This window comes from Sinomicrobium kalidii, from assembly GCF_021183825.1.
GTDB lineage: Bacteria > Bacteroidota > Bacteroidia > Flavobacteriales > Flavobacteriaceae > Sinomicrobium > Sinomicrobium kalidii.
Genome location: NZ_CP089211.1, coordinates 3,868,255 through 3,890,553, shown reverse-complemented (window position 1 = coordinate 3,890,553; position 22,299 = coordinate 3,868,255). Strand labels below are relative to the sequence as shown.

Here is a 22,299-nt window from a genome sequence, read left to right as displayed (position 1 = left end):
TGGGCACTATCCCCAAAAACCGGGATTTTACCCGGAAATCCGTAAAAATCGTTATTGATACCTGCCCCCAAAGACCTTATAAGATTGATAGCGAGACAGCGGGAAATACAGAAACAGGCCGGTATTCTGTCGTCACTATCATTTTTTAAAATGAAAAACAACTTATAATCAAGGTATATCACACTTCATGATATTATCGTATCATACAGCATGATATTACTTTATCGGTCGTCCTGATACGATTTGGAATGTTGTTATGACATACAGAAGAAAATGCTCTCAAAAGATAAGACTGACCACCGTGCCCTCTCCTTCCACACTGCGTATCTGCACCCTTCCCCTGTGGAGCAGCATGATCTGTTTGCACAGGCTCAGTCCTATACCGCTCCCCTTTTTCTTGGTACTGAAAAAAGGGACAAATACATTGTCGATCACTTCTTCGGGTATCCCCCTGCCGTTATCAGCTATCCCGATCACAACATTACCGTCCACGTGGCGGTCTGCCGAGATTACAATCCGGGCATCGTCTTTTTCTTCACAGGCATCAACGGCATTCAGAATAAGGTTGATAAGTACCTGTTCAACGAGGTAGACATCTATTTTCACTTCCAGGTCCGGAGGTTCCACTTTATAGTCGACTTCTATATTCTTGGCCTTCAGTGAAGGGTACATCAGCTTGTCGATATTCCGGAAGAATTCGCTTACCCTGATCTTACTTTTGTTCAGACTGGTTACCTTATTGAGGCTGCGGTAGGTCTTGGCAAATTTCATCAGGCCCTCACTGCGTTTTTTAATGCTTTCGATCCCCGTATGCAGGTCTTCCATCTCCAGGGGATGTTTGTCCGGTTTATCGATGGCCCCCTGGACATTCGACTTTAATGTTTCGGCAAGTGAAGAAATGGGAGCTATGGAATTCATGATCTCGTGGGTCATGACACTGAGTAGCTTTTTCCAGGCATCAGACTCATTCTGGTTCAGCGTATCTTCGATATTCTGAAGCACAACGAGTTTAAAAGCGTCGTCTCCCACATGAAAAACGGTATTGGATACGAGCATCTTGTTTTTCTGGCTCCCGGCTTCCACGGTAACCGATGTTTCCCGGGGATGATCGGCCTGCAACAGCTCACGGAACAGCTTCGGTTTCCTGTTGGCAATAAACCGGATGTTCTTTACAGACGGAATATCCAGGTTTTTCCGCAGTGAATCATTGGCCCAGAGAACATTTCCGGTATGCAGGTTATAGGCAATAATGCCTACATCTATCATTTCAAGTATTTTTTGCAGGTAGAGGTACTGGGTCTCTTTTTCAGTATTCATCTCCTTGATGGTACGGTTCACTTCATTGAACCCCTCGTGAAGCTGACGGATATCTTTAGGCCCCCTGTTCTCGGCATACCACCGGGAAAAATCACGGTACTTTACCGCCTCGAAAAAATCGTCTACTTCCGTAAACCTTTTTATGCAAAAGCTATGAAGGTAATAACAGGCCCAGGCGCTGAACAATGCCGCAGGCACAATAGCATATATGTTGGCAGCACTTACGGCAAAAGCCAGCGCTATCAGGGAAACCAAAAGGATACCGATCCGCAACAGCAGGATTTTTTTATAGGAATCAGAGGTCATACTTGTGCAGTCTTCGGTACAGGGCAGCCCTGGTTATTCCCAGTTCTTTTGCTGATTTTGAGATATTGCCGTTATTTTTTTCGACCACTTTAAGAATGGTGTTCTTTTCGATGGTTTCCAGTTTCATTTCGCGGGAATCCTGTGCATTCTGGTATTTTTCGATGGGTGAGAACACTACATCACCGGCATAGAGTGTGTCGTCCTCCGCCATAATAACGGCACGTTCGAGGGCATACTGGAGTTCCCTCACGTTCCCCGGGAAGGAATACGCCTTTAATTTTTCTATAAACCCCTTGTCCAGGGTAAAGGGTTCTTTCATGTACTTTTCGGCATACAGCTGTACAAAGTGACCGGCCAGCAGTTTGATGTCCTTTCCCCGTTCCCGGAGCGGGGGTACGGTAATCTCCACGGTATTAATCCGGTAAATCAGGTCTTTGCGGAACCTGTTCTCATCGGCCAAGGCCGAAAGTTCCAGGTTGGTGGCACAAATAAGCCGGATATCAACCGGAACCGTTTCGTTCGATCCTAAAGGGGTTATATACCTGTTTTGCAAAACGGTAAGCAGCCGGGCCTGTTGCTGCAGGCTTATATTTCCTATCTCATCAAGAAACAATGTCCCTCCCGAAGCCACTTCAAACCGGCCTTTCCGGTCTTCCCGTGCATCGGTAAAAGCGCCCTTTTTATAGCCGAACAGTTCACTTTCGAACAATGAAGGTGTCAATGCCCCCAAATCGACCTTAACAAAGGGCTTGTCCTTCCGACGGGAATTTTCGTGAAGGGCCCTTGCTATGAGGTCCTTGCCTGTTCCATTCTCGCCGAGGATCAGTACATTGGCATCGGTGGGCGCCACCTTCCCGAGTTTCAGGAAAACATCTTTCATGACCTCGCTTTCCCCGAGTATCTTCTCCCCTTCCAGCTTTACGGATTTGTTCGTACTTTTCCGCGACTTCTTCTTTTCCAGCAGGTCCTGTACGGATTGTAATATCTTTTCGTTCTTCCACGGTTTCACCAGGAAATCGGAGGCCCCTTCCTTCAGGGAACGGATGGCCAGGTCAATATCGCCATATGCCGTGATGAGGATAACATCTACCTTGGTATCGGTTTCACGGATCTGCCGGAGCCAGTACAATCCCTCGTTCCCGGTATTGACCAGCCCGTTGAAGTTCATATCCAGGATAATGATATCGAACTTATTTTTGCTGAGCAACGACAGGATATGGTCGGGTTTCTTCTCCACCACCACTTCTCTCACCCTCGACTTCAGCAGCAGCCGCATGGCGGTCAGCACGTCGGTATCATCGTCAATGACTAATATGCGGGCGTCTTTTAAGTGCATGATTACAAGCTTACCAGTTACCGGTTTCGGGTTACCAGTTACCGGTTTCAATTTAACTGGCAAACTCGCAACCGGCAACCGGCAACTCTCAACACCTACAATATTACAACTTTATCCTCTTTATGAAAAAAACGGGAAGCGCTAATTTCCGGAATGTCAAAAGTGTATTGCCAGCGGACACAAAGTGTATCGAAACCGAACACCTCCGTAAACCCGAAAAATCACAAAAGACTAATAAACAGCACCTTATTTTTTTGGCACGATAATAACATATAAACAAAGTAAATTGTACTTTATGGACATTCCTATAAAAAAGAAAAGGTTTACCCCCGCACGTATTGCCATGTTTGCAGGCGGCCTTTTGCTTTTGGCACTTATTATCTTTATCGTCATTTCCTCCGCCGGTGGTTCAAAACTGAATGTAAAAACCGAACGCATTACCATCAGCGAGGTAAAACAGGGGATTTTCCAGGAAAACATTCCCGTTAACGGCGTGGTACTTCCCATTACCACGATTTATCTCGATGCCGTGGAAGGCGGCCGGGTGGAAGAAAAATTTGTGGAAGACGGCACCATGATGAAAAAGGGTGAACCCATTCTCCGCTTGTCCAATACCGACCTGGAACTGAGTCTCGTCAACCAGGAAACCGCCGTATACAACCTGCTTACCCAAATGCAGATTCAGCAAAATGCAGCCCGGCAGAACACCATAAACCGTCTCAACCAGCTCACCGACGTGGAAAACAGCCTTGCGGAAGCCAAACGGGTATATGAACTGAACAAAAGGCTATACGAAAAGGATGCTATAGGCCGGCAGGACCTGATGGAATCTGAAAACAACTACAATTACCAGAAAGAACGGATGAAACTGGCCAAAGAAGTGGTAAAACAGGACTCTCTTGCTTCTGAACAGGAATTAAGCCAGGCCGAAAGTTCATACAACCGTACCAGGAACGCCCTGAAACTCATGCGAAAAAAAGTGGGTGACCTCGTGGTCCGGGCTCCTGTGGACGGACAACTGACATCGCTCGACGCAGAAATAGGACAATCCAAGACCAAGGGAGAGCGCCTGGGGCAAATTGATGTGCTGAGCGGGTATAAAGTGAGGGTTGACATTGACGAACATTACATCTCACGGATTTACAGCGGTCAGTACGGTTCCTTTACTTTTGATAACAAAACCTATACTCTGGCCATCAAAAAAGTATATACGCAAGTCACCAACGGCCGCTTTCAGGTAGATATGGTCTTTGACGAAGATGTCCCCGAAGGAATACGCCGCGGACAAACATTACAGATACGGCTGGCCCTGAGCCAGGAAAAAGAGGCCCTCCTGCTTTCCAAGGGTGGTTTTTTCCAGAAAACCGGGGGCAACTGGGTATTTAAGGTAAGTGAAGACGGCAACAGCGCCTACAGGCAAAACATCAGGCTGGGCAGTCAGAACACGGAATATTACGAAGTACTGGAAGGCTTGCAGCCCGGTGATAAAGTCATTACATCAGGTTATGATAACTTTGGGGATATACAGGAACTTGTTTTTAATTAAATTAGAGGGGAGCCTTAACGCTCTTTAAAGAAAAATAATTCTCCCCTTGAGGGGACACACAGGGGGGGGTAACCCAGGACAAAACATCCACAAAAAAAGAAAAAAACAAATACAACATCAATGATAAAGATCACCGACTTAGAAAAGTTTTACCGCACGGAGGAAGTGCAGACCATTGCCCTCAACAAACTCTCCTTTGAAGTGAAGGAGGGCGAATTTGTAGCGGTCATGGGGCCTTCGGGCTGCGGAAAATCCACGCTGCTCAATATCCTGGGATTGCTGGACGACCCCGACGGGGGCAGCTTTGTCTTTAACGGCATTGAAGTATCGGGTTTCAATGAGCGGAAAAGGGCCAACCTGCGCAAGCACAATATCGGCTTCGTATTCCAGAGCTTTAACCTCATTGACGAGCTCACCGTATTCGAAAATGTGGAACTGCCCCTTATTTATACGGGCGTAAAAACTGCTGACCGGAAAAAACGGGTACACGAAGTGCTGGAAAAAATGCAGATCATGCACCGGAGGAACCACTTTCCGCAACAACTGTCCGGAGGACAACAACAACGGGTGGCCGTAGCCCGTGCCGTGGTGAACAACCCCAAACTCATCCTTGCCGATGAACCTACGGGAAACCTGGACAGCAGCAACGGTAACGAGGTAATGGACCTGCTTACCGAGCTCAATCAGCAGGGAACCACCATTGTAATGGTGACCCACAGTGAGCACGATGCCAAGTTCAGCCACCGCATTATAAGGATGCTGGACGGGCAGAAGGTGACGGAGAATGTTTTGGTTTAACCTAAAACCATCAATCAAAAACAGTTATGATCCGGAATTACTTTAAAATAGCGTGGAGGAGCCTCCAAAAAAACAAGTTACAAACATTTATCAACCTGCTGGGGCTAACTGTGGGTACTGTTTGCTGTCTCAGTATCCTGGTTTATACTATAGCACAATTCGGTTATGACACGCATCATAAGGATGCGGAATCGCTTTATCGGGTCAGAACGGAAAATAAAAGCAGAGGTAACAATAGTGTAAACTCTAATTTTGCCACTGCCGGCCCACCTATAGCCTTTGCACTCAAAGAAGATTTCCCTGAAGTCACTGAGGCCTGTCGTATAGTTTATTACGGTTCGGATATAGGCAAAGTGATACACAAACCCAATAGCGATCAGAGTTATTACGAACCACGTGGTTATCTTGCTGATTCTACTGTTTTTAATGTCTTCACCTATCGTTTTATTGAAGGAACTCCTGAAAATGCCTTAAATGCTCCTAATACCATAGTGCTTTCTTCAACATTGAAAAAAAAATTGTTCGGCAACCAAACAGCACTGAATAAAACACTGATACGCGGAAGCGGTGAAGACGAGCTTACCCTGACCGTTACAGGTGTTTTTGATGACACCTTTGGGAAATCACATTTAAATCCCAATTATTTTTTGACTATGAATACTCCCGGGCAGGGAGAATTTGTAAGAAGCATTCAGAATTTTGCTACCCAAAATTTCACACATACCTATATAAAGCTCGCTCCGGGATCAGATGCTGGTCGCTTACAGAAAAAACTACCCGGCTTTTTAAAAAAACACGGAGCCAAGGACCTTGCCCAGGCCGGTTTTGACAAAAAACTTTTTCTCCAAAAAGTTACTGACATCCATCTTTATTCCTATGGAATCACCATGCAGATTGATAAGGTATCCAGTATAAAACAACTTTATATCCTGGTTGTTCTGGCATTATTTATCCAATTGGTAGCATGTATCAATTTTATTAACTTAAGTACAGCACGGGCAAGCAAACGTGCCTCGGAAATTGGAGTCCGCAAAGCAATAGGAGCTGATAAAAGCGTTTTAATCCGTCAATTTATCGGAGAATCCGTCATCCTGTCTCTGCTGGCTTCACTGATCAGCCTTCCGTTAACGGCATTGATACAACCATTTATAAATATACTTACACAAGGAAATATGAGTTTTCTGGCGCTGCTGGATTGGAAGGTTTTACTTCTTCTATTAAGCCTGGGAATTTTCACCGGTTTAGTTGCCGGTATATATCCCGCATGGGTATTATCTTCTGTTAAACCGGCCAGGGTACTAAAAGGTTCAGTCCATCAGCAAGCAGGTAGCGGGAACTTTCGCAAGGGGCTCGTTGTGTTTCAGTTTGTGGTTTCTATTGTCTTGATCATTTCGGTGATCATTATCACCCAACAACTTAAATATACCCAGGATAAAGATATGGGGTTTGATAAAAAGAATCTTATTGCCGTTCGCCTGGGGACCGAAGATGCCAGCAAAAAATTTGACGCTTTAAAGAGAGAAATGGCAATAGTTTCCGGTGTTTCACAGGTGGCCGGGTGTAATCGTTACCCTTCTGAGTTTAATAAATCAGACTTAAGCATGCACCTACCCGGAAAAGATCCTACCAACCTGATTTCAGTGATATACAACGGTATCAGCAATAATTATTTTAAGACTGTAGGCACCTCCCTACTTGCCGGGCGGGAACTGCGTCCCAATGACAGTTCACAGGTAGTGGTTAATAAAGCCACCCTTGATGTCTTTTCTATTCCTCTGGATAATGCCATAGGGTCAAAACTCATGAATACATACGAAGGTGAATCTGATGAATTGGAGATTGTAGGAGTCTCCCAGGATTATCATTTTGCTTCGCTTAAAGAGGTTATAAAACCCATTTTACTTTATAATGACACTACTCCATCCTGGCTTATTATCCGGGCAAAGACCACAGATTATCAGAGTTTACTTAAAGGGTTGAAACAAAGCTGGGAATCAATCATTACCAATACCCCTTTTGAATATACGTTTGTGGACAGGGAAGTCGAAAAATTGTATACAGAAGAAAAACGCCTTGCCAATATTTCAATTACACTTAGCTTTCTGGCTATACTTATCAGTTGTCTCGGACTATTCGGGCTTGTCTCTTTTATTGCGGAAAACAAGAAAAAAGAAATTGGAATACGGAAAGTCCTCGGAGCCAAAATCGGCAGCCTGGTAAAACTACTGGTCAGGGACTTTGTGATACTAATCATTATTGCCCTGCTCGTTGCAGTTCCTTTAGCGTATTATTTTATGCAAAACTGGCTTCAGGACTTTACTTACCGGATATCCATAAGCTGGTGGGTATTTCTCCTTGCCGGAGGGGTTTCCTTAGCGATCACCCTGCTTACCGTAAGCATTCAGACTATAAAAGCTGCGATTGCCAATCCTGTAAAAAGCCTGCGAACGGAATAAATCAAAAAAAACATGATCCGGAATTATTTTAAAATAGCGTGGAGGAACTTATGGGCAAACAAGACCTATAGCTTCCTCAATATATTTGGATTAGCCATCGGTATTGCCTGTGCCGGGCTTATTTTTCTGTGGGTAGAGGACGAAGTGAGTTTTGATTCGGTATATCCCAACAAAGACCACATATATTATATTCCAACCAACCAAAAATACGATGGAGCATGGCGTACCTTTAATTCAACACCCGGATTGCTGGCTCCTGCTTTTAAAGAAGAAGTCCCCGGAGTAAAGCATATTTCAAGGGTAGTGCGAAGAGAAAAATTATTCAGCCTCGGCGATAAAGCTATTTATGAAAAAGGGCTATATATAGATCCTGATTTTATCTCCATTTTCAGTTTACACTTTTTACAGGGAAATGCTATTTCCCCGTTAAAGGATGTTAACAGTATAGTGATCACCCATAAGATGGCAAAGCAGTTTTTTGGAGATAACAGTAATGTGGTCGGAAAAACATTAAAACTGGATGATACACAAGAATTTGTGGTAACAGGGGTAGTAAAGGATCTGCCACCCAATGTAACACTGAGTTTTGAATGGCTCGCAGCCTATGAACCATTTGCCAAACACAAAGAGTGGATGCATCATTGGGGAAGTAATTCGATGGACACTTATATAGAATTGGCCGAAGGAGCTGACGTCACCGCTATCAATAAAAAACTCGAGAGTTTTATACAAGAAAAAACAAGTGATGATAACAATACGAAGGCATTTTTATTTGCCATGAAAGACTGGCGTCTTCGGGGTCATTTTGAAAATGGCAAACAAACGGGCGGACGTATAATATATGTTCGTTTGTTTACTGTTATCGCATGTATTATTTTACTTATTGCCTGTATCAATTTTATGAATCTGGCCACCGCGCAAAGTGAAAAACGGGCTAATGAAGTAGGCGTACGTAAAACATTGGGAGCCGGAAAGAAAAAATTGATCGTACAGTTCATTGTAGAAGCATTGGTCATGGCTGGTTTTGCTGTGACAATAAGTGTTGTTTTAATGCTGATAATTCTGCCTCAATTTAACCTTATGGTGGAAAAACAACTCACTTTAGGCCTGGATAAATCATTACACCTCATCGCTTTAATCATCATCACTTTATTCTGCGGGCTCTTTTCCGGCTGCTATCCCGCACTGTACTTATCTTCTTTTAAACCGGTCGCAGTCCTCAAAGGGATAAGATCCAAGCAAGGCAGTGCAGCATTTATCCGCAAAGGACTGGTGGTTACGCAGTTCACCATTTCCATAGTACTCATTATCAGTACAATTATAGTACATCAACAGGTCCAACACGTAAAAAAAAGGGAGTTAGGATATAATAAGGACCATTTGATCACCATGAACGTGCGTGGTAATATGGAAAAGAATTTTAAAAGTATTAAGCAGGATATGCTAAATACCGGCATGATAGAAAATGTAGCCTTGAACAGTTATGAAACCTTGTCTATTGGTAATAATGGTTCCGGAGCCACCTGGAAGGGTATGGACGAAAACAGTAGCAATATACTGATCTCTTACCGGTACATCAGTCCAGAATTTATCTCTACAGCCGGAATGGAAATAGTGGATGGACAGGATTTCCATCCAGATTCCCCCGCGGATAGCACCCGGATTCTTATCACACAGTCACTGGCAAAACTCATGGGGCCTGAAACAGCAGTTGGAAAAAACATACGGTTATTCGGAAAGGACTTCGAGGTATTGGGAGTGGTTAAGGATTTTATCTATGGGGATATGTATGGCAGTAGTGACCCCGTCATATTTTTTCTCGGGGAACAAGGTGATGCTACGTATATGTATGTGCGCCCCATTGCAGATATACCAACACAAGATGTACTCTCCGGTTTAAAATCTGTAATGAAGAACAACAACCCCGGCTATCCTTTTGAATTTAGTTTTGTAGATGACAACTTTAACGCAAAGTTCAAGAGTGAAATGCTTATAGGTAAATTATCTCGCGTCTTTGCCGTACTGGCCATTGTTATTTCCTGCCTCGGACTTTTCGGCCTGGCAGCATATACCGCAGAACAGCGGCAAAAGGAAATTAGTATAAGAAAAGTACTGGGGTCCAGCGTAAAACGGATCGTGCAGTTATTATCCATAGACTTTTTAAAACTGGTTTTTATAGCCATTGGTATAGCCATTCCCATTGCCTGGTGGATCACACAACACTGGTTAACAGGCTATGCCTACAGAATTGAGATTTCCTGGTGGGTATTTGCCATAGCAGGACTGACAGCTATCGGTATTGCCCTGTGTACGGTGAGTTTCCAGGCGGTAAAAGCGGCAATGGCCAATCCTGTAAAATCATTAAAAACGGAATAAACCGAAAAACCATGATCAAGAATTATCTCAAAATAGCACTCAGAAACCTTTGGAGACACCGCAATTTTTCCCTGCTGAATATCGGCGGACTTGCTATCGGCATGACGGCCGGGTTCCTGATCTTTTTGTATGTTTCCTATGAACTGAGTTACGACAGGTTTCATTCCGAAGGAGATCGTATATACCGGTTAGTCACGGATATTAAGACCCCGACAGAAACCTCCAATACTTCTAAAACAGCCTGGGCTTTTGCCCCCCACCTGAAAAAGGAGTTTCCCGAAATAAAACACGCTGTCCGGATCTACAACCTGGATATGCTGGTGCGCCGCGGAAATACCAACTTTATGGAAGACCGGTCACTCTCTGCCGACTCTGCTTTTTTTAAAGTTTTTGATTTTAAATTGTTACAAGGCAATAAGAAAACCTGCCTTAAAGAACCGTTAAGCATAGTCTTGTCAAAAACAGCGGCAAAAAAATACTTCGGGCAGAAAGATCCTATGGGAAAAACACTAAAGGTTTTTGAAGACGGGTATCCTGCCACCGTTACAGGGATCATGGAAGATATCCCGGAAAATTCTCATATCAAGGCAGATGTTATTCTTTCCTCGACCAGCGTCCAAAAAACCAACAGCGAAGCGGATGTGGATAATCAATGGGGAAATTTTGCGCCTTCTACTTATCTTTTACTGCGTGAAGGGACCAACCCTTCCTTGCTACAGAAAAAGTTTCCCGGTTTTATAGAAAAAAATATCGGAAAAGATAATATGCAGGAAAGCCAGATGTATTTTACCCTGCTTTTGGAACCCCTGAAAAAAGTGCACCTGTGGTCAGATCGGGAAAGTGAGGATAAAGGCAACATCAATAACGTCTATCTATTTGCCGTCATCGCTGTTTTTATCCTGTTGATCGCCTGTATAAACTTTGTCAACCTCACCACGGCAAGGTCGGTAGAACGGGCCAAGGAGGTGGGAATAAGAAAAGTGATCGGGGCCGAAAAACGACAATTGATCGTACAATTTATCGGGGAATCCCTTATTATAAGTATGCTTTCTTTCCTGATCACTTTAGGTTTGATCGCTTTGCTATTACCCTATTTCAATCAGCTTTCGGGAAAAATCATAAGTAGTGATTTTGCCTTTTCAACCCTCCCTGTCGTTACCTTTTTCATCGCTGCGGTCCTGATCGGTATTTTTGCCGGTATTTATCCCGCACTGGTGTTGTCTTCCTATAAACCGGCCGGGGTACTCAAAGGGCGGTTTGCCGGTGCATCGGGGGGAATCTTATTGCGAAAGACATTGGTGATCTCCCAGTTTGTCATATCCATCGGGCTGATCACAGGCACCATTATTATCTACAACCAGATGAATTTTATGCAGGAGCAGGACCTCGGTTTTAAAAAAGAACAGATGCTTGTCCTGAACATGAACACAGGGATCAATTCTTCTCAAAAAGCCTTGCAACAAACATTGGAAAACATTCCCGGAATTGCGTCTACCAGTTTTACATCGGCCGTTCCGGGCTGGGAGCACAATATTGCCTATTCACAAATGGAAAACAGGAACGGAGACCTCCAAAAATCCAATCTCGGTGTTTATTTTATTGATTTTGATTTTATCAGGCAATTCGACCTCGAGGTTATTGCAGGCCGTCCGTTTTCCCGTGAATTTGCAACAGATAGCACCCAGGCGATGGTCTTGAATGAAAAAGCGGTAAAATCACTGGGATACAGTAATCCCGAAGATGTCCTCGGAAAACGGTTTGAACAATGGGGACGGGAAGGAAAGGTCATCGGCGTTGTGCGGGATTTTAATTTTACCTCCCTGCAAAACGAAATCCGTCCTTTAAGTTTCAGAATTGAACCCACAAGAACCAATTTTATGGCCGTCAGTCTGCCTTCGGAAAATATCCGTCAAACCCTTAAAACCATAAAAGGAAAATGGAACGAGCTCTTTCCCCAAAAACCGTTCGATTATTTTTTCATGGACGAATTCTTTGACCGCCAATACCGCAGCGAAGAACGGTTCGGAAAGCTGTTCCTGAATTTTGCAGTACTCGCCATCCTGATATCCTGCCTGGGCCTGCTGGGCCTTGCTTCCTACAGTACACTGCAAAGAAGGCGTGAAATAGGCATCCGCAAAGTGGTCGGGGCCTCGGTACCGGGGATCGTGAACCTGCTGTCCAAAGAGTTCGTCAAGCTGGTGGGGATCGCTTTTTTGATCGCCTCCCCCCTGGTGTGGTTCGGTATGAGGCAATGGCTGGAAAATTTTGCCTACAGGATAGATCTAAAATGGTGGGTGTTTGTCATAGGCGGAGGCATTGCCCTGTTTATTGCTTTGGCAACCGTAAGTTTCCAGACGGTAAAAGCGGCAGTAGCCAACCCGGTGAAATCATTAAAAACGGAGTGAGAATTTAAGTTACTGGTTATTGAGTTATTAAGCATCATCCTTTCAATAACCAAGTAACCGAATAACTCAACAACCAAAAAACCATGATCAGAAACTATTTTAAAATAGCGCTCAGGAACCTCTGGAAACACAAAACATTCACAGCCTTGAATATCGTAGGCCTGTCCGTAGCCTTTGCCGTGGCCATACTGTTGAGCATGACGGCGTTTTTTGAGCTGTCGTACAACAAATTCCATAAAAACTTCGACAATACGTTTCTTCTTTATTACAGCCAGCAGACCCCCAAAGGGCTTGAACACTCGATATCCAACCCCATGCCCCTCGCCGAGGCCCTCAAAGAAGAAGTCCCGGGCATTGCATCCATCACCCGGCATGTGGAAAGTACCGTAGTTGCTACCTTCGGGGATAAAGACATCTATTTTGATATCCTCTATACCGATCCTGATTTCTTCTCCATTTTTTCCTTTCCTGAAGCACGTGGTAATGCCAAACAGGCAATACGATCTCAATCGGGTGTGGTACTCACACAGAAATCGGCAAAGGCTATGTTCGGAGATGAGGATGCAGTAGGCAAAACCCTAATGCTCACAATCGGTGGAAAAGAAACTCCTTTTACCGTGGCTTCCGTATTAAAAGATATTCCTAAGCAAAGTAGTATCAACTTTGATATTGCGACCAATTTTGTCAATTCCCCAGGGTATAACGAGAAAAAAGACAGGTGGGATCATAGAAACCACGAAGTTTACTTAACCCTGGAAGAAGGAGTATCCCCGAAGAAATTCGAAGAAAACAGCCGGGCTTTCAGCAGTCGTCATTTTGCTGAAGATATTAACAAATTCAAACGGGACGGGGCAAAACCGGATGCCAACGGCCAGTATATCCAGATGGGCCTGTTCCCGATTAAAGACCAGCGTTTTATAACCTCTGCCAACGGGACTATTTCGGTAAACAAGACCTATCCGTACCTTATACTGGGTATAGCATCGCTCATCTTGTTCATCGCCTGTGTCAATTTTATAAACATGAGCATAGGCACCAATGCCAAACGGCTTCGGGAGATCGGGGTGAGAAAGACCCTTGGCGCTGAAAAAAAGCAGTTGTTCTTTCAATTCTGGAGCGAAAGTATTTTTGTTTTCCTGACTGCTCTTATCCTGGGGATCCTTCTCAGTAATATTCTGCTCCCGCCTTTTAAAACACTGTTCCGGACCGGAGCTACATTTTTAAGTCTCGCCTCCCCGGTAACCCTGCTTTGTTTTGTACTGGCGTTTACGGCCATTACCCTGTTGGCAGGAGGTTATCCCGCATATGTTCTGAGTAAATTAAAGGCGGTACGGACCCTGAAAGGCTCATTGAGTGTCGATCGTAAAAACCGTTTGAGAAATGTACTGGTCGTAGTACAATTCAGCCTGGCCATCCTGTTGATAAGCAGCACCCTGGTTTTGCACAGCCAACTGCGCTTTATGATGGGAAAAGACCTCGGCTTTAATAAAGAACAGGTTATTTCCCTGCCGTTAAACGGAAAAAAGGACTCCCGTATTACTGTGGACCTGTTGCGGAATGAACTTTCCGGAAAGCCCGGAATCCTCAGCATTTCCGCCGCCGACAACAACCTCGGGCTCGGCAGGGACGGCAGCAGGACCACAAGTGCGTTTGGTTTTGACTATAAAGGCAAGGAGGTCAATACCAATATACTGGTCGTTGATTACGATTACCTAAAAACACTGGATATCCGGTTAGCTGCCGGACGGTCGTTCAACAGGGATTTCTCCCGGGATAGTCTGTCGCTGGTCATCAACGAATCAATGGCCAGAGAGATGGGAGGAAAAGACCTGTTGAATACAACGGTCAGTTTGTTTGATTCCATTCAGTATACCGTGATCGGTATCGTCAAGGATTATCATTTTGAAGACCTCAACCAAACCATTCAGCCTATCACCTTCTTTTTAAATGCTAATAAAAATCTCGATTATGCTTATGTAAAAGTCAGCCCGGGAAACGCAGCACAATCTTTAACAAGGGTGAAAAAGGCGTGGAAAAAGATAGAGCCCAATACCGAATTTCTGGGTTCTTATTTAAACGAGAACATTAACCGTACCCTGGACCTGGAAAAGACCATGACCTCCGTTATCGCCAGCGGATCCATTATTGCCATCGCTTTGAGCTGTATCGGTATATTTGCCATGTCATTGTTCACCATTGCTCAACGCACCAAAGAGATCGGTATACGAAAAGTGGTCGGGGCCAGCATTTCTGCCATCACCATATTACTGAGCAGGGATTTCCTTAAGCTGGTGGGCATTGCCTTTATGGTTGCCACTCCCTTTTCCTGGTGGCTGATGAAAAACTGGCTACAGGACTACTCCTACCGGATAGACCTCAGCCCCTGGTTCTTCATAGCCGCAGGAGCCATTGCCACACTGATCGCATTTGCAACTATAAGTATACGGACGATAAAAGCCGCGGTGGAAAACCCTGTTAAATCTTTAAGAACGGAATAATCATGATCAAGAATTATTTTAAAATAGCGTGGAGAAACCTCTGGAAAAACAAAACCGTTTCTACCATTCATATCATCGGCCTGGTCACCGGTATGACCTGCTGCCTTCTGATGATCCTTTACATACAACACGAACTGGGTTATGACAAATTCCAGGAAAAAGGCGATCGCATCGTTCGAGTCATTATGGAATACGGCCGGGAAGGAGATGATGTAAAAAAAGGGAATTTCACAGGTACCAAGGTCCTGTCTGCCTTTAAAAACAATTTCCCCGAAGTGGACAACGGCGTGCGTATGCATAAGGAAAGTACCGTGATCAGGACCGGGGATGCCGTATTTGAAGAAGATCGATTCCTGTATGCCGATTCTGCCTTTTTTGACATCTTTTCATTCCCATTGCTCAAAGGGACTTCAAAAAAAGTACTGGACGCGCCCCGTAAAGTGGTTCTTTCCGTTTCCACAGCCAAAAAATATTTCGGCGATACAGACCCCATAGGCCAAACCATACAGGTGGGGGCCGACCAGACCGATTACCTGGTGACCGGTGTGGCCGCAGACTGCCCGCCCAACTCCCAGATCAGGTTCGATCTGCTTGCTTCTTTTTCCAGTTGGCCGGCTGCCCGGGCCGAAGAAACATACTGGAGCGCCAATTACACCACTTACCTTTTGTTGAATGACCGGAAGGCCATAGCCACACTTCAGCCCAAAATAGTTCCGTTCATGAAAAGGGAAATGGCAGCTGATGAAGATAATGACGGCTCCTATCTCAATTACGAACTGGAACCCTATACCCGTGTACACCTGTATTCGCCTTACGACGGTTTCGAACCCAACGGCAATATCCGGCACCTGTACATTTCCGGATGTGTTGCACTGCTCATCCTGGTGATCGCGTGTTTTACCTATGTCAATCTCAGTACCGCCCGTTCGCTGGAACGCGCCAGGGAAGTCGGTATCCGTAAAGTCGTCGGGGCTTACCGGCGGCAGGTCTTCTGGCAGTTTATCAGTGAATCTGCATTGCTTTCCGCTTTTTCCCTGCTTTTAAGTATTGTGCTTACCCTGTTATTACTTCCCCTATTCAATGACTTTACCGGGAAGTCCCTCCCCTTTTCCGATATCTTCCGGCCCGGGATACTGGCAGGCATCTTGGTGATACTGATATGCATCTCCCTACTCGCAGGAAGTTATCCGGCTTTTGTACTGTCCGGCTTTAAGTCGAGCAAAGTGCTCAAAGGGGCTTTTCACTGTTCTGCTTCGGGCAACTGGCTCAAGGGATCGCTTACCGTATTCCAGTTCGGAATCTCCGCCTTCCTTATTATCGCTACCCTGGTCATGCAAAGCCAGATGCACTACATCCGGAACAAAGAACTGGGATATGACCGGGAACACGTATTGATATTGCCCTTAGACAGTAAGATCACAAAAAAAATGGACCTGATCAAAAAAGAGCTAAAACAAAACCCGGATATCCTGGCCGTATCCAGGGCTAATGAACTGCCTACACAGATCTACGGCGGATACAGCATGTGGACCGACAACATGACTCCGGAGCAATACTTAATGACAGCCGGTAACCCTATAGACGATGAATATCTCGAAGCTTGTGGTCTGCAACTCATAGCCGGTCGGGGGATGTCCGAGCAGGATATCCGGGATGTGTCATATAAAGATGACGACAAAAATTATTACCATTTTATTTTAAACCGGTCTGCTGCAACGGCATTGGGATGGACTCCTGAAGAAGCCATAGGAAAAAAAATGACCTTGCACTACAGGAATGGGGAAGTCAGAGGAGTGATCAAAGACTTTCATTTTGCCTCCATGCATACGCCTATCAAGCCATTGGTTCTTTTCCCCGATACCTGGGGCGAAAACCTTATTATCAAAACTTCCGGCCGCGATCTTTCGGAAACCATCGCCTTTTTAAAAGACAAATGGAAGGAGATCGTTCCGCACCGCTCCTTCGATTACCGGTTTATGGACGAAGCATTCGCCAGTCTTTATGCCAGTGAAATGCGAATGGGGAAAATCCTGGGGCTTTTTTCTGCCATCACTATTCTGCTGGCCTGTCTCGGATTGTTCGGTCTGTCGGCCTATACCATCAGACAACGTACCAGAGAAATAGGTATACGTAAAGTGTTAGGGGCTCCCGTAATGGGTATCGCCTACCTATTGTCAATACATTTTATAAAACTGGTTTTGCTCGCTTTCCTTATCGCCTCACCTTTTGCCTGGTGGGTCATGGATTCCTGGCTCCGTGACTTCGTCTACCGTGTGGATATCCAGTGGTGGATATTTGCTGTAACCGGACTTGCGGCTATAGTCATTACATTAGTCACAATAAGTTTTCAATCCATAAGAGCTGCACTGGAAAATCCGGTGAAATCATTAAAAACGGAATAATGATCTGATCTAAGTTGATACGTTATTGAGTTGCCTGGTTATTAGACATGGCCTTCTCAAACCACCGAATAATTCAGTAACTCAATAACCAAATAACTCAAAAATGTTAAAAAACAATCTCAAAATAGCATGGAGGAACATCCTTAAGAACAAAGGGGTCTTCTCTTTAAATATCCTGGGGCTGTGTATCGGGATAGCCTGCTCCCTGCTTATTGCGCTTTTTATAGCCGATGAGCTTAGTTATGACAGGTTTCACAAAAAATCAGACCGCATCGCCCGTGTGGTTTTCAGAGCCAAAATAAACAGTGAGGTTATGAAAGAAGCCGTAGTTATGGCTCCCGTTGCTCAAACCTTAAAAAATGAACTGCCCGGGGTGACAGACGCCACCAGGATACGGAGAATATGGATGCCGAAAATGACCTACGGAAATACAACTTTCCGCAACAGCCGTTTTGCTTACGTAGACCCTAACTTTTTCGAAATCTTTACACTCCCTGTCATTAAGGGAAATTCGACAAATCCGCTGGACGAACCCGGAACCGTTGTACTGACGCGGGACGAAACTCAAAAGTATTTCGGAGATAGCGATCCCATAGGAAAAATGCTGGTCATGGGCGAAGACGAAGAACGGTTCAGGGTCACGGCCATCATAGAGAATATCCCCGAAAACTCGCATTTTCATTTTGATATGCTCGCCTCCATGGAAGGATACTCTTACGCTAAAAACACCTTCTGGACAAAATCGGATTTTTTCACTTACCTGCTCCTCAGGGAAGGTACGGACCCGGAACAACTGGAGAACAAATTACCCGCCATAGTTGAAAAGCACATAGGCCCCCAACTCAAAGACGAGATAGGCATGTCCTTTGCCGACTTTATCAAAGACAATCAATTAGGCCTCTTTTTGCAGCCCCTTACCGATATTCACCTGAATTCCGATTTTGCAAGCACCAGTGAACTGGAACAGGGCGGGGATATCAAATACATCTATATCTTCGGTGCCATAGGCCTTTTTATGTTGCTCATCGCCTGTATTAATTTTATGAACCTCTCTACCGCAACAGCAGCCAAAAGGACCAAAGAAGTAGGCATCCGCAAGGTCCTGGGTTCGGAAAGGAAACAGTTGATCTCCCAGTTCCTTACGGAATCTTTTATAGCTACCCTGATCGCCACAGCCGTAGCCTTTCTCATCGTCATACTGGCCCTGCCTTTCTTTAACGGCCTATCGGGTAAAGAGCTGCACCTCTCCTTTTTATTGCAATTCCGGATATGGGCCGTGCTGTTCATTATGGTGGCATTCATAAGCCTTGCGGCAGGTGGTTATCCCGCTTTTTTCCTGTCTTCTTTTAAACCGGTGACAGCGCTTAAAAGCAAATTCTTCACCGGAAAGGGCACAAAAGGCCTCCGGAGCGGGCTGGTCGTATTCCAGTTTGTCATTTCGGCAGGACTTATTTTCGCTACACTCGTTGTGGGGCGCCAAATGTCTTACATCCAGAACAAGAACATCGGCTATGACCGGGACCAGATACTGGTATTGCGGGATGCCTACCTTCTGGGCAATAATAAAACAGCTTTTAAGAACGAGATCCTCAGGGACCCCAGGGTAAAGAATGTGACCACTTCTGCCTATGTCCCCGCCGGTCCTACCAACAACAGTATGTCCGGTATATTCCTGGGAGACCAATACCAGCGTAGGATGTACTATTATAACATCGATGAAGAATATTTGTCCGTTATGGGGATGGAACTGGTTGCCGGAAGGAACTTTTCCAAAGCATTCGGAGCGGATTCCCTGAACGTCATCATCAATGAAACCGCAGCAGAAACACTCGGGTTTAAAGACGATCCCATCGGAAAGACCCTCACAAGGGATACGGACAATGGAGGAGAAGAACTGACCGTAATAGGTGTGGTCCGGGATTTCCATTTCAAGTCCCTGCACCAGCCCATAGCCCCACTCATTTTGCGGTATAACCCCGATGGCGGACTTATACTGAGGACCAACGTGGCCGATATGTCAGGGCTTATTGAAAGTATTCAAAAGTCATGGAACCGGTTTGACTCCGGCGAACCGTTCGCCTATACCATCCTGGACGACTCCTATAAAGAGACCTACCGTACCGAACAAAAAATGGGGGGCATTCTCTGCATCTTCGCCGTGCTCACCATTTTCGTGGCCTGCCTCGGGTTGTTCGGCCTGGTAACATTTACCACAGAACAACGGCTCAAGGAAATAGGGATACGGAAAGTCCTCGGGTCAACTGTACCGCAAATTGTCGCTTTGCTGTCGAAAGATTTTTTAAGACTCATACTCCTGTCCTTTATTATAGCATTTCCCATCGGATACTATTTCATGGACAGATGGCTCAGGGATTTTTCCTATCGCACAGATATCCAGTGGTGGATATTTGTCCTGGCTGCACTCATTACCGTGTTCATCGCCGTGGTAACGATCAGTTTCAAAAGCGTAAAAGCAGCATTGGAAAACCCCGTAAAATCATTAAAAACCGAATAGTGGTTAATAGGTTATTGAGTTATTAGGTTATTTGGCTACCAAGCACCAGCAACTCAATAACTCAGTAACTCAGTAACTCAATAACTAAACAACAAAACACATGCTACTACAGCTTAACAACATCTTTAAATGGGTAAACACCGGAGGCCGGAGAACATTTCTGCTGAAAGACATCAACCTGACGATAGAAGAAGGGGAATTTATCTCCATTATGGGCCCTTCGGGATCGGGAAAGACCACCCTGCTCAATGTCATAGGGATGCTCGACGGTTTTAACGAAGGGGAATATAACTTTATGGACGAGTCCGTACACCAGTTAAAGGAAAAACACCGGGCCAATCTCTACAAGGAGTATATCGGCTTTGTATTCCAGGCCTATCACCTTATCGATGAACTCACCGTATATGAAAACATAGAAACCCCTTTACTGTACAAGAAAATGAAGTCGTCCGAACGCAAGGCATTGGTGGCCGATATACTGGACAGGTTTAACATCGTCGGTAAAAAGGACCTGTTTCCCGAACAGCTCAGTGGCGGACAGCAACAACTGGTGGGTATTGCGCGGGCCCTGATCTCCAAGCCCAAGCTCATCCTCGCAGACGAGCCTACGGGAAACCTCAATTCCAAACAGGGTGAAGAGATCATGGACCTCTTTAAGCAGCTCAACGAAGAAGAGGGTGTCACCATTATCCAGGTAACACATTCGGAAAAAAATGCCGCATACGGATCGCGTATCATCGAGTTACTGGACGGAAGGAAAGTAACCTCATAACAGGAAAAATCCCAAAAAACAGAATATTATCCCCCCTTCAGGGGGACCAGGGGGGCCACCCCGCCAAAATAAACAACCACGCAACAAAACTGCAGGTTTCCGAACTTAATAATTTAACAAAAATCATGTTAGTCCGACTCATCACCATACTTTGTCTCATAGCCTGTTTTACCCTGTATTCCCAGGAAAAAACACAACCCATCACCCTGGAGTATTGTATAGAGACCGCCCTTCAGAACAATCTCGACCTGAAGCGTTCTCATTTGAAAGCGGAAACTTCCGAAGTGAATTACCGCCAGTCCAGGGCCGATATCCTGCCCGGCCTGAACGCTAACTACAATCTGGGAATCTCGAATGGCCGGAGCATAGATCCCTATTCCAATGATTATCTGGATCAGCGACTCACATTTTCCAATGCGGGACTGCGCCTGAACGCCGTGGTCTTTAACGGTTTCAGATTGCTGAATACCATCCGGCAGAACCGCTACAACCTGAAAGCTGCTGAAATGGAAACGGAAGAAGCGCGGCAAAACCTGGTACTGGATGTTACCCTTACCTATTTGCAAATACTGAATAACAGGGAATTGCTGAAACAGGCCGGGGCCCGGATGGAAACCACCCAAAAACAACTGGAAAGACTGAACTCCCTCTACGAAGAAGGATCAGGCAACCCGGCCGACTATACCGACATGCAGGGGCAGAATGCCCTGGACAAAACGGCCGTTATCAATGCGGAAAACAGCCTCAAAGCATCAGTACTCAATCTCTTCCAGTTGCTGAACACAACGGATGAAGTCGCCGATAAGGCCTTTGCCGCCCTCACGGATTTTGATGATATGAAAAAATATTCATTGTCTGCTGAAGAGGTCATGGAAGATGCCCTGACCAACCTGGCTACGTTCAAAGCCAAAGAACTCCGTCTGGACGCCGCCAAAAACGGGGTAAAAGTAGCCCGCGCGGGTTATATCCCCGAAATCTCGGTTTTCGGAGAACTGAACACCAACTATTCCAGTGCAGCCGAGTTTCTCGACGAAATCGGAAGCTCGATCGTGGAAACCGGGGACTTCGTCGCCATAGACGGACAGGACTACCCGGTTTTACGGGAAGAAACCCGGTACACCGGAGATCCGATAAGCTACGAAGATCAATTCAACAACAACCTCAACTCCGTCTTTGGAGTTGCCGTGAACATTCCCCTGTTCAACGGTTTCCGTGCCAGGAACAACGTTGCCCTGGAAAAGATAAAACTCGAAGAATCGCGGGTAGACCTGGAGAACACCCGGTTACAACTCAAGCAGGCCATAGAACAAGCCTACATGGACATGGAATCTGCATTCGACCGTTACCACATTCTCACCGAACAGGTAAAGGCCTATGAAGAATCTTTCCGTGTAAATGAAGTCAGGTTTAATAGTGGCGTATCCAATATTGTGGAATACCTTACCAGCAAAAACAATATGGACAATGCCCGGATAAGCCGTGCCAATGCCAAGTATGAATATTTACTGCGGGTACGGGTGCTGGAATATTACCGGGGAATGAATACTAATTAAAACAAATATCTTATTAAAA

The 22,299-nt window shown here is 45.3% G+C and carries 12 protein-coding genes; 10 read left to right on the top strand and 2 right to left on the bottom strand.

Annotation, left to right across the window (positions count from 1 at the left end; genetic code table 11):
* Positions 1 to 279 precede the first annotated feature (279 nt).
* Both LS482_RS15755 and LS482_RS15750 read right to left on the bottom strand, forming a co-directional pair.
* Entirely contained in the window at positions 280 to 1,623 is a 1,344-nt protein-coding gene (locus tag LS482_RS15755; protein ID WP_233028469.1) for a sensor histidine kinase, read from the bottom strand.
* Positions 1,613 to 2,959, bottom strand: coding sequence for a sigma-54-dependent transcriptional regulator (locus LS482_RS15750; protein ID WP_233028468.1), 1,347 nt, complete (start codon positions 2,957 to 2,959; stop codon positions 1,613 to 1,615). The genes LS482_RS15755 and LS482_RS15750 overlap by 11 nt, the downstream gene beginning before the upstream one ends.
* Positions 2,960 to 3,254: 295 nt before the next feature.
* On the opposite strand from LS482_RS15750, the gene LS482_RS15745 reads away from it, so the two are divergent.
* The 10 genes from LS482_RS15745 to LS482_RS15700 all read left to right on the top strand — a co-directional run bounded on the left by LS482_RS15745 (position 3,255) and on the right by LS482_RS15700 (position 22,280).
* Positions 3,255 to 4,505, top strand: a complete 1,251-nt coding sequence (locus LS482_RS15745) for an efflux RND transporter periplasmic adaptor subunit (protein WP_233028467.1) — start codon at positions 3,255 to 3,257, stop codon at positions 4,503 to 4,505.
* A gap of 120 nt (positions 4,506 to 4,625) precedes the next feature.
* Entirely contained in the window at positions 4,626 to 5,303 is a 678-nt protein-coding gene (locus tag LS482_RS15740; protein ID WP_233028466.1) for an ABC transporter ATP-binding protein, read from the top strand.
* 26 nt (positions 5,304 to 5,329) lie between these two features.
* Positions 5,330 to 7,759 carry an ABC transporter permease gene (locus LS482_RS15735; protein ID WP_233028465.1) on the top strand — a complete coding sequence of 810 codons (2,430 nt, stop codon included), beginning with the start codon at positions 5,330 to 5,332 and terminating at the stop codon, positions 7,757 to 7,759.
* A 12-nt stretch (positions 7,760 to 7,771) separates the two neighbouring features.
* Positions 7,772 to 10,135, top strand: coding sequence for an ABC transporter permease (locus LS482_RS15730; protein WP_233028464.1), 2,364 nt, complete (start codon positions 7,772 to 7,774; stop codon positions 10,133 to 10,135).
* Positions 10,136 to 10,146: 11 nt separating this feature from the next.
* The gene (locus LS482_RS15725) at positions 10,147 to 12,540 is read left to right on the top strand and encodes an ABC transporter permease (RefSeq protein ID WP_233028463.1); all 2,394 of its coding nucleotides are present in this window, start codon (positions 10,147 to 10,149) and stop codon (positions 12,538 to 12,540) included.
* Positions 12,541 to 12,623: 83 nt separating this feature from the next.
* Positions 12,624 to 15,038, top strand: a complete 2,415-nt coding sequence (locus tag LS482_RS15720; RefSeq protein WP_233028462.1) for an ABC transporter permease — start codon at positions 12,624 to 12,626, stop codon at positions 15,036 to 15,038.
* Positions 15,039 to 15,040: 2 nt separating this feature from the next.
* The gene (locus LS482_RS15715) at positions 15,041 to 17,440 is read left to right on the top strand and encodes an ABC transporter permease (RefSeq protein ID WP_233028461.1); all 2,400 of its coding nucleotides are present in this window, start codon (positions 15,041 to 15,043) and stop codon (positions 17,438 to 17,440) included.
* A gap of 103 nt (positions 17,441 to 17,543) precedes the next feature.
* The gene (locus tag LS482_RS15710; protein ID WP_233028460.1) at positions 17,544 to 19,955 is read left to right on the top strand and encodes an ABC transporter permease; all 2,412 of its coding nucleotides are present in this window, start codon (positions 17,544 to 17,546) and stop codon (positions 19,953 to 19,955) included.
* A 100-nt stretch (positions 19,956 to 20,055) separates the two neighbouring features.
* A complete protein-coding gene (locus tag LS482_RS15705; RefSeq protein WP_233028459.1) occupies positions 20,056 to 20,727 on the top strand; it encodes an ABC transporter ATP-binding protein in 672 nt (223 codons plus the stop codon).
* A gap of 125 nt (positions 20,728 to 20,852) precedes the next feature.
* A complete protein-coding gene (locus tag LS482_RS15700; RefSeq protein WP_233028458.1) occupies positions 20,853 to 22,280 on the top strand; it encodes a TolC family protein in 1,428 nt (475 codons plus the stop codon).
* Positions 22,281 to 22,299: the final 19 nt, after the last annotated feature.

Bases quoted from the DNA above. Each gene is read 5' to 3' on its own strand.
- LS482_RS15755 (WP_233028469.1), bottom strand. From the start codon at position 1,623: ATGACCTCTGATTCCTATAAAAAAATCCTGCTGTTGCGGATCGGTATC.
- LS482_RS15750 (WP_233028468.1), bottom strand. From the start codon at position 2,959: ATGCACTTAAAAGACGCCCGCATATTAGTCATTGACGATGATACCGAC.
- LS482_RS15745 (WP_233028467.1), top strand. From the start codon at position 3,255: ATGGACATTCCTATAAAAAAGAAAAGGTTTACCCCCGCACGTATTGCC.
- LS482_RS15740 (WP_233028466.1), top strand. From the start codon at position 4,626: ATGATAAAGATCACCGACTTAGAAAAGTTTTACCGCACGGAGGAAGTG.
- LS482_RS15735 (WP_233028465.1), top strand. From the start codon at position 5,330: ATGATCCGGAATTACTTTAAAATAGCGTGGAGGAGCCTCCAAAAAAAC.
- LS482_RS15730 (WP_233028464.1), top strand. From the start codon at position 7,772: ATGATCCGGAATTATTTTAAAATAGCGTGGAGGAACTTATGGGCAAAC.
- LS482_RS15725 (WP_233028463.1), top strand. From the start codon at position 10,147: ATGATCAAGAATTATCTCAAAATAGCACTCAGAAACCTTTGGAGACAC.
- LS482_RS15720 (WP_233028462.1), top strand. From the start codon at position 12,624: ATGATCAGAAACTATTTTAAAATAGCGCTCAGGAACCTCTGGAAACAC.
- LS482_RS15715 (WP_233028461.1), top strand. From the start codon at position 15,041: ATGATCAAGAATTATTTTAAAATAGCGTGGAGAAACCTCTGGAAAAAC.
- LS482_RS15710 (WP_233028460.1), top strand. From the start codon at position 17,544: ATGTTAAAAAACAATCTCAAAATAGCATGGAGGAACATCCTTAAGAAC.
- LS482_RS15705 (WP_233028459.1), top strand. From the start codon at position 20,056: ATGCTACTACAGCTTAACAACATCTTTAAATGGGTAAACACCGGAGGC.
- LS482_RS15700 (WP_233028458.1), top strand. From the start codon at position 20,853: ATGTTAGTCCGACTCATCACCATACTTTGTCTCATAGCCTGTTTTACC.